Below are 7,363 nucleotides of genomic sequence, written 5' to 3'. Positions count from 1 at the left end.
CTATACTAATGCGTCGATCATATCAATGTTGCAACGATTTTCTGATATATTCATTATACTTGTTAGTACATTTTCCGTCTCGTTTTTAGTGAATGATGAAATATCAATTCAGCATTGGTTGTTTGCATTTATTAGCTTATCAACATTTCAGATGATTGGCGGTATCACTGATTTTTATCGCTCATGGCGAGGCGTAAGCTTCAGAGTTGAAATGCAATCATTAGCACGTAACTGGTTGCTAAGTGTTATCTTTAGTGCCGGAATTTTATCGATTATTCCTGCCCTCTTTATTGGTCTTAAATATCATCTTTTGTGGTTTTTCTTTTCTTTATTGGGTTTTTTCTTTGCACGTATGGCGATAAGAGTCACTGTCAGATATTTAAGGAAATTAGGCTATAACAGTCGTCGCATTGTCGTTGTTGGCGACTCAGTAGCGGGATACCATTTGATTGAAAGCATTATGAATTCGCCATGGTTAGGGCTGAATGTTGTTGGCTATTATATGCCAGAAAAAGGATTTTCATCTGAAGAGTATTCTCGTTTGAAAATTTGTATGCTTGGCGGTATAGATGCTCTTATAGAAAATGCTCGCAGCGGTGATATTGATAAGGTTTATATTGCCTTACCTATGCAGGAATCAGATCTTATTAATTACATTCTTTCAGAACTTGCGGACACAACCTGCACTGTTTTGTTAGTTCCTGATATTTTTACCTTCAACTTATTGCAATCTCGTAGCGAAATGGTTAATGGTATACCTGTCATTTCACTTTATGATACCGCGATGAGTGGTATTAATATGGTGATTAAGCGGTGCGAGGATATTATTCTTGCCATATTGATTATCACTATCATTTCACCAATTCTTTTAGCGATAGCATGCATCGTAAAATTGACCTCTCCAGGACCTGCAATTTTTAGACAAAAGCGATATGGCATCGATGGTAAAGCGATAGAAGTATGGAAATTTCGCAGTATGTCGGTAATGGAAAACGGAGATACCGTTATACAAGCTAGGAAGGGCGACGCGAGGATAACTACTGTTGGAGCTTTTTTAAGAAAAACCTCTCTTGATGAATTGCCTCAATTTTTTAATGTTGTTAAGGGTGATATGTCTATTGTGGGGCCCCGACCACATGCGGTTGCTCATAACGAGCAATATAGAAAGTTAATCAAGGGTTATATGCTAAGACATAAAATGAAGCCAGGCATAACAGGTTGGGCTCAGATTAACGGTTGGAGGGGGGAAACTGAGACATTAGAAAAAATGGAGAAAAGAGTCGAGTTTGACCTTTATTATATTCAGAACTGGAGTTTGTGGCTCGACATAAAAATAATATTTCTTACTATTTTTAAAGGGTTTATTAATAAATCCGCGTATTAACTATTGTTATGGGAAAAATATGAATATTATTGTCACGGGTGGCGCTGGATTTATTGGGTCAGCAGTTGTACGCAATATTATTAAAGCAACCAAAGATCATATTTTAGTCATTGACTCTTTAACTTATGTAGGCAATCTTGAGTCCTTGCAGGAAATATCTTCAGACTCTCGCTATTCTTTCACGCAGGTTGATATTTGCGATAAAGAAGCATTAACTAATGCTTTCACTTCATTTAAACCTGATGCGGTTATGCACCTGGCTGCCGAAAGTCATGTCGATCGCTCAATTGATGGCCCGGCTGCTTTTATTCAGACAAATATAGTTGGAACTTACACCCTGCTTGAGGTTACCCGCACTTACTGGGGGATGCTGAGCGAAGAAAAAAAAGAGGCATTTCGTTTCCATCATATCTCTACTGATGAAGTCTATGGTGATCTACACGGAACCGACGATCTGTTTACAGAAACGACTCCTTATGCGCCAAGCAGTCCTTACTCGGCTTCTAAGGCTTCCAGCGATCATCTGGTACGAGCCTGGCACCGTACTTACGGGTTACCCGTGTTAGTGACAAACTGCTCGAATAATTATGGCCCGTATCATTTCCCGGAAAAATTGATGCCGTTGATAATCCTGAATGCGCTGAAAGGTAAGTCATTACCCGTTTATGGCAATGGCGCTCAGATTCGCGACTGGCTGTATGTGGAAGACCACGCAAGAGCGCTGTACAAAGTCGTCACTGAAGGTAAGGTTGGGGAAACCTATAACATCGGTGGTCATAATGAGCGTAAGAACATTGATGTGGTGACAACGATTTGCGCACTGCTGGATGAACTGGTTCCGGACCGGCCTGCTGGTATTGCCCACTATGCCGATTTGATTACCTATGTCGCCGATCGTCCGGGTCACGATATGCGCTACGCCATCGATGCTGCAAAAATTGAGCGCGAACTTGGCTGGAAACCGCAGGAAACATTTGAAAGCGGTATTCGTAAAACAGTTGAATGGTATTTGGACAATGAACAGTGGTGGAGCCGGGTTAAAGATGGTTCCTATGCTGGAGAACGTCTGGGATTATCCAGCTAATTATCAGGAGCTGATAAAATGAAAGGTATTGTTTTAGCCGGTGGTTCCGGCACGCGTTTGCACCCTATTACCCGCGGCGTATCTAAACAGCTGTTGCCTATCTATGATAAACCAATGGTTTATTATCCAATCTCGGTACTTATGCTGGCCGGCATCAGGGATATCCTGATTATTTCTACGCCGGAAGATATGCCCTCGTTTCAGCGCCTGTTAGGTGATGGCAGCCATTTTGGCGTTAGTTTTAGCTATGCAGTACAGCCCAGTCCAGATGGTTTGGCGCAAGCCTTCCTTATTGGCGAGGAGTTTATTGCAGGAGATCGCTGCGCTCTGGTGTTGGGAGATAATATCTATTTTGGTCAGAGTTTTGGCAAGAAACTGGAAACGATAGCCGCACGTACCGAAGGTGCTACGGTCTTCGGTTACCAGGTGACGGATCCTGAGCGCTTTGGCGTAATTGAGTTTGATGAAAACTATCGAGCAATTTCACTGGAAGAAAAACCGCTGAAGCCTAAGTCTAATTGGGCAGTGACCGGCCTCTATTTCTATGATCACCTGGTAGTGGATATGGCTAAACAGATAAAGCCATCGTCTCGTGGCGAACTGGAGATTACGACGCTGAATGAAATGTACCTGGAACAAGGCGTTCTGAATGTTGAGTTACTGGGGCGTGGTTTTGCATGGCTGGATACCGGAACCCATGACAGTTTAATCGAGGCTTCCCAGTTTGTTCATACGATTGAAAAAAGGCAGGGCTTAAAGGTCGCTTGTCTTGAAGAGATAGCTTTCCGTAAAGGATGGTTGACTAAAGAACAAGTTGCTGAAGAAGCGAAGTCACTGAGTAAGACGCACTATGGGCAATATCTGACCCGGTTGATTGTGGAGAAATAATATGCAGGTTCTTGATACCCGAATTGAAGGGGTAAAAATTGTTCAGCCAAAGGTATTTGGTGATGCCAGAGGTTTCTTCCTGGAAACATTCGAAAAAAAACGCTACCAGGAAATGCTGGGCAATACTTTGGACTTTGTTCAGGATAACCACTCGCGTTCATCGAAAAGTGTTTTGCGAGGGTTACATTTCCAGAAAGTTAACCCGCAGGGAAAACTGGTGCGGGTGGTCAGAGGAGAAGTATTCGATGTCGCGGTCGATATCCGTCCAGATTCTCCCTCCTATGGCGCGTGGGAAGGCGTTATCTTATCAGAAGAGAATAAAACCCAATTCTGGATACCACCGGGTTTGGCTCATGGTTTTGTAGTCCTCTCCGATACGGCTGATTTTGAATATAAATGTACTGATTATTACAATCCGGCTCATGAGGGATGCTTGCTTTGGAATGATCCAGATATTGGTATTAAGTGGCCTATAGCTAATCCGTTGCTTTCGGAAAAAGATAAGCTGGGTAAATTGTTCAAGGAACTCAATTCATGAAGGTCTTATTAACCGGAGCTAAAGGTCAACTGGGGCGTTGTTTTCAGGACCGTCTACCAGAAGGGTGGACGTTGCTGGCTACGGATTCTGATGAACTTGATATTACCGATGCGGATAAAGTGAGTCAGACAGTGCAGGAACATCATCCCGACGTTATTGTCAATGCTGCAGCCTATACCGCTGTTGATAAAGCAGAATCTGAACCGGAACTGGCCGCCCGGATTAATGTAACGGGACCTCAGAATCTTGCTCGTGCGGCCAGCTCAATAAACGCCAGATTAGTGCATGTTTCCACAGACTATGTGTTTGATGGCAAATCTGAACGGCCCTATATTGAAACCGATCCTGTTAATCCGCTTGGCGTGTACGGAAAAACGAAGTTAGACGGTGAAAGGATGGTGTTGAAAGAGGCATCAAATTCGATCATCGTACGTACTGCCTGGGTATTTAGCGAATATGGAAATAACTTTGTCAAAACTATGTTGCGGCTTGGTAAGGAACAGGATAGCCTGGGAATCGTTTCCGATCAGCGGGGCTGCCCTACCTATGCCGGTGATATTGCTGGTGCAATTATACAATTGATAAATAAAGATGCTAACGCAGGAATTTATCATTATTGCGGAGATAAAGAAGTTTCCTGGTACGAGTTTGCTAAATATATTTTCAATGAGGCTGCTGACAATAAGTTGATAGCAGTAAAACCCAGATTAAACTCGCTGTTGACTATACAGTATCCCACCCCCACAGAACGTCCAAAATATTCAGTCTTGTCGTGTGACAAAATAATAAGTTACGGGATTTCCCTGTCATCCTGGCGTGTAGCATTAGAAAATATTTTAAGAAAAATGTATGTATAAAAGGAAGGCTGTTTTTGCCTTAATAAAATAGACTATTTCACTAAAGAAAAATTTATGGGATTATTGTCGAACACAAAATGGATTGGGTTATCTCAGGGATTTAAGATCTTAGTTCAGCTATTAAGCATGGTTGTTTTAGCCCGGTTGATTCCACCAGATGAGTATGGTTTGATGGCTATGGCTCTCGTTGTTGTTAATCTGGCTATGTTAATTCGAGATTTAGGAACCTCGGCCGCTATAATTCAGAGGAAAGAATTGCTTGATAAGACAATCAACGCGATTTTTTGGCTTAATGTTTTTATGGGAGGGATTGTTTGTCTTTTTGTTGTTGTGACTTCGCCAGTTGTCGCGTTTTTATTTCATCAGGAAAAGTTGATTTTAGTATTGTGTTTAATCTCTTTAAGTTTTCCACTAGGTAGCAGTTCTGCAACACATCTGGCCTTATTAGAAAGGCAATCAAAGTTTAGAAAAGTAGCGCTTATAGAAGTTAGTTCTTCGTTGGTATCGTTCATTGCTGCTGTATCTATGGCATTAATGGGATATGGGGTTTTGAGCCTTGTTATACAAATTTTAGTACTGAATTTACTGTCTACGATCCAACTTTGGCATGCTTCTGATTGGCGGCCAAGTTTAAAAAAGATTTGGGATATAAACGAGTTAAAAAATATCTTTGGATTTAGTGCGAATTTAACTTTCTTTAATTTCATTAATTATTTTTCACGTAATGTTGATAGTATGATTATTGGGCATTATATGTCCGCAAACATATTGGGTGCATATTCATTAGCCTATAGAGTCATGCTCTTCCCATTACAGAGTTTAACTTTTGTTGCTTCACGTGCTCTTTTCCCTATCTTGAGCCAATATCAAGATGATCCTGAAAAAACACGAAAGGTGTATTCAGATGTCATTTATTATATTTTAATAATTGTTATGCCTTTAATGTTAGGGGTCGCTGTTTTAAGTAAAGAGTTTGTACTGATAGTATTTGGCGATAAATGGATGTTAACGTCAGATATACTTATTTGGCTTGCTCCTACAGCTATCATTCAGTCTGTTCTCAGTACTTCAGGCACAATATTTATGTCTAAGGGCCGAACAGATACTCTCATGTTGTTAGGTGTCATTGGAGCTATTTTACAGGTTTCTGCATTTTTAATCGGTGTTAAGTTTGGGATAATTATCTTCGCTCAATTGTACTTCTTGGCGAATGTTATTAATCTTTTTCCTGTCATGTTTTTTGTGTTCCGTTTGACTGGATTATCATCTCTGTTAGTTTTAAAAAAAATAGCGCCAATATTTATATCTTCAGTGGGTGTGTTTATTGTAGTGTCTTATGTTAAATTTTATTCAAGTATTTCTTTTACTATGTTCTATTCTTTTATTCTCTCTGTTTTATCAGGAATTATAGCATATGCGGTAATGATTATTATCCTGGATAAGCAACTGCGTTCTATCATGTTAAAAGTTTTTCAAAGGTAGATTTTAATAATTATAGACCCTCAGCCTTTATTTAATCTGCTTTTAGTTAGCATGGTACAGATTATAATATTCAGTTGTTATTGATATATTATGGATATAATATATCAGCAGATATACCGCCAACAGATGTGAGTGTGATTTTTTGGCGGCGTTCTCAGTTGTATACATACCCTTTCTTTGATTAAGGTTTTTAAATGGGTTTTGATAACATTATTTTAGTCGTTATCTATGATAAATGCATAGATGAGTCTATGACTTTAAAAACTATTGCTAAATTTGGATTTAGTAACTCAAAACTGTTAATTTACAACAATGGCCCATTAAATATATCTATTGATGAAAACTGCTTTCCTGAGCTATTCTCTAGTTTTGATTCTATAGAATTAATTAATGACATTAGTAATAAACCCCTAAGTTATCTATATAATGATTTTATTGAAAAGTATGACAGAGTAAAAAAATATATCATCTTGGATGATGATACCATTATAACCGAGTCTTTTCATTACTCTGTGTTGTATAGTGAGTATGATATAGAATTACCAAGAATCGTATCTAATTTCGATGGCGAGATATATTATCCTATTTCTTCAGGTATTGTTGTTGAAGGGGATGAAATCCTTGATGCAAAAGATACTTTCTCTATAGGCTCTGGTTTAATAATAAATCGTAGAGTGATAGATAAATTCCAAAAACATAAATTGAATCCATTTAACGAAGCCTTTGCTTTATATGGGGTCGATATTAGCTTTTTTAGAAATATTAAAGTGTTGATTAACTTGGGGGAGGTTTTCACGATGAGAACATCTTCGATTCTATATCACTCTTTGTCAAGAGTAGAAGAAAACCAGTCTTCGTTTAGGACTAGGGAAAGATTAATAGATTTTGCTCTGGCAGTTAGACACTATCCTACTCTGTGGTCATTTCTTTCCTTAATAAAAAAGGTTATTATATTTTCTTCCCGGCTTAAATTTCATGAGTCATTTTTAATGATAAGAATATTTCTATCAGGTATACATCCAAGGTGTAAAAAAAATAGACATTAACGGCTGTTTGATTGGGGATATCTAAGCAGGCTTACTTACATATGAATAAAATGGCTTTGTTTCGTCATTTTTTATAATATAAAG

7 protein-coding genes are annotated in these 7,363 nt (G+C 39.0%); all 7 read left to right on the top strand.

Annotation, left to right across the window (positions count from 1 at the left end):
- Positions 1-1,384 (top strand): undecaprenyl-phosphate glucose phosphotransferase (wcaJ, locus tag BIY29_RS19150; RefSeq protein WP_205680381.1); only part of this gene is annotated, 1,384 nt, incomplete at its 5' end.
- A 19-nt stretch (positions 1,385-1,403) separates the two neighbouring features.
- Positions 1,404-2,468 (top strand): dTDP-glucose 4,6-dehydratase, encoded by a 1,065-nt coding sequence (gene rfbB / locus BIY29_RS19145; RefSeq protein WP_121576614.1) that lies wholly within the window; start codon positions 1,404-1,406, stop codon positions 2,466-2,468.
- Positions 2,469-2,486: 18 nt separating this feature from the next.
- Positions 2,487-3,356 carry a glucose-1-phosphate thymidylyltransferase RfbA gene (rfbA, locus tag BIY29_RS19140; RefSeq protein ID WP_121576613.1) on the top strand — a complete coding sequence of 290 codons (870 nt, stop codon included), beginning with the start codon at positions 2,487-2,489 and terminating at the stop codon, positions 3,354-3,356.
- Between the two features lies 1 nt (position 3,357).
- On the top strand, positions 3,358-3,894 hold the full coding sequence (rfbC, locus tag BIY29_RS19135; RefSeq protein WP_121576612.1) for a dTDP-4-dehydrorhamnose 3,5-epimerase: 537 nt from the start codon (positions 3,358-3,360) through the stop codon (positions 3,892-3,894).
- Positions 3,891-4,751: a dTDP-4-dehydrorhamnose reductase gene (gene rfbD, locus BIY29_RS19130; protein WP_121576611.1), complete on the top strand. Its 861-nt coding sequence runs from the start codon at positions 3,891-3,893 to the stop codon at positions 4,749-4,751. The genes rfbC and rfbD overlap by 4 nt, the downstream gene beginning before the upstream one ends.
- Before the next feature lie 54 nt (positions 4,752-4,805).
- Positions 4,806-6,233 carry a lipopolysaccharide biosynthesis protein gene (locus BIY29_RS19125; RefSeq protein ID WP_121576610.1) on the top strand — a complete coding sequence of 476 codons (1,428 nt, stop codon included), beginning with the start codon at positions 4,806-4,808 and terminating at the stop codon, positions 6,231-6,233.
- Between the two features lie 194 nt (positions 6,234-6,427).
- Entirely contained in the window at positions 6,428-7,279 is an 852-nt protein-coding gene (locus BIY29_RS19120; protein ID WP_121576609.1) for a glycosyl transferase, read from the top strand.
- Positions 7,280-7,363 lie beyond the last annotated feature (84 nt).

The sequence above is a fragment of the Brenneria alni genome, from assembly GCF_003666245.1.
Lineage (GTDB): Bacteria > Pseudomonadota > Gammaproteobacteria > Enterobacterales > Enterobacteriaceae > Brenneria > Brenneria alni.
The sequence above is the reverse complement of the archived record's forward strand: the minus strand, read 5'-3'. Positions and strand labels throughout refer to the sequence as shown.

Excerpts from the sequence above, each read along its gene's own strand:
- rfbB (WP_121576614.1), top strand. The coding sequence starts at position 1,404 with ATGAATATTATTGTCACGGGTGGCGCTGGATTTATTGGGTCAGCAGTT.
- rfbA (WP_121576613.1), top strand. The coding sequence starts at position 2,487 with ATGAAAGGTATTGTTTTAGCCGGTGGTTCCGGCACGCGTTTGCACCCT.
- rfbC (WP_121576612.1), top strand. The coding sequence starts at position 3,358 with ATGCAGGTTCTTGATACCCGAATTGAAGGGGTAAAAATTGTTCAGCCA.
- rfbD (WP_121576611.1), top strand. The coding sequence starts at position 3,891 with ATGAAGGTCTTATTAACCGGAGCTAAAGGTCAACTGGGGCGTTGTTTT.
- BIY29_RS19125 (WP_121576610.1), top strand. The coding sequence starts at position 4,806 with ATGGGATTATTGTCGAACACAAAATGGATTGGGTTATCTCAGGGATTT.
- BIY29_RS19120 (WP_121576609.1), top strand. The coding sequence starts at position 6,428 with ATGGGTTTTGATAACATTATTTTAGTCGTTATCTATGATAAATGCATA.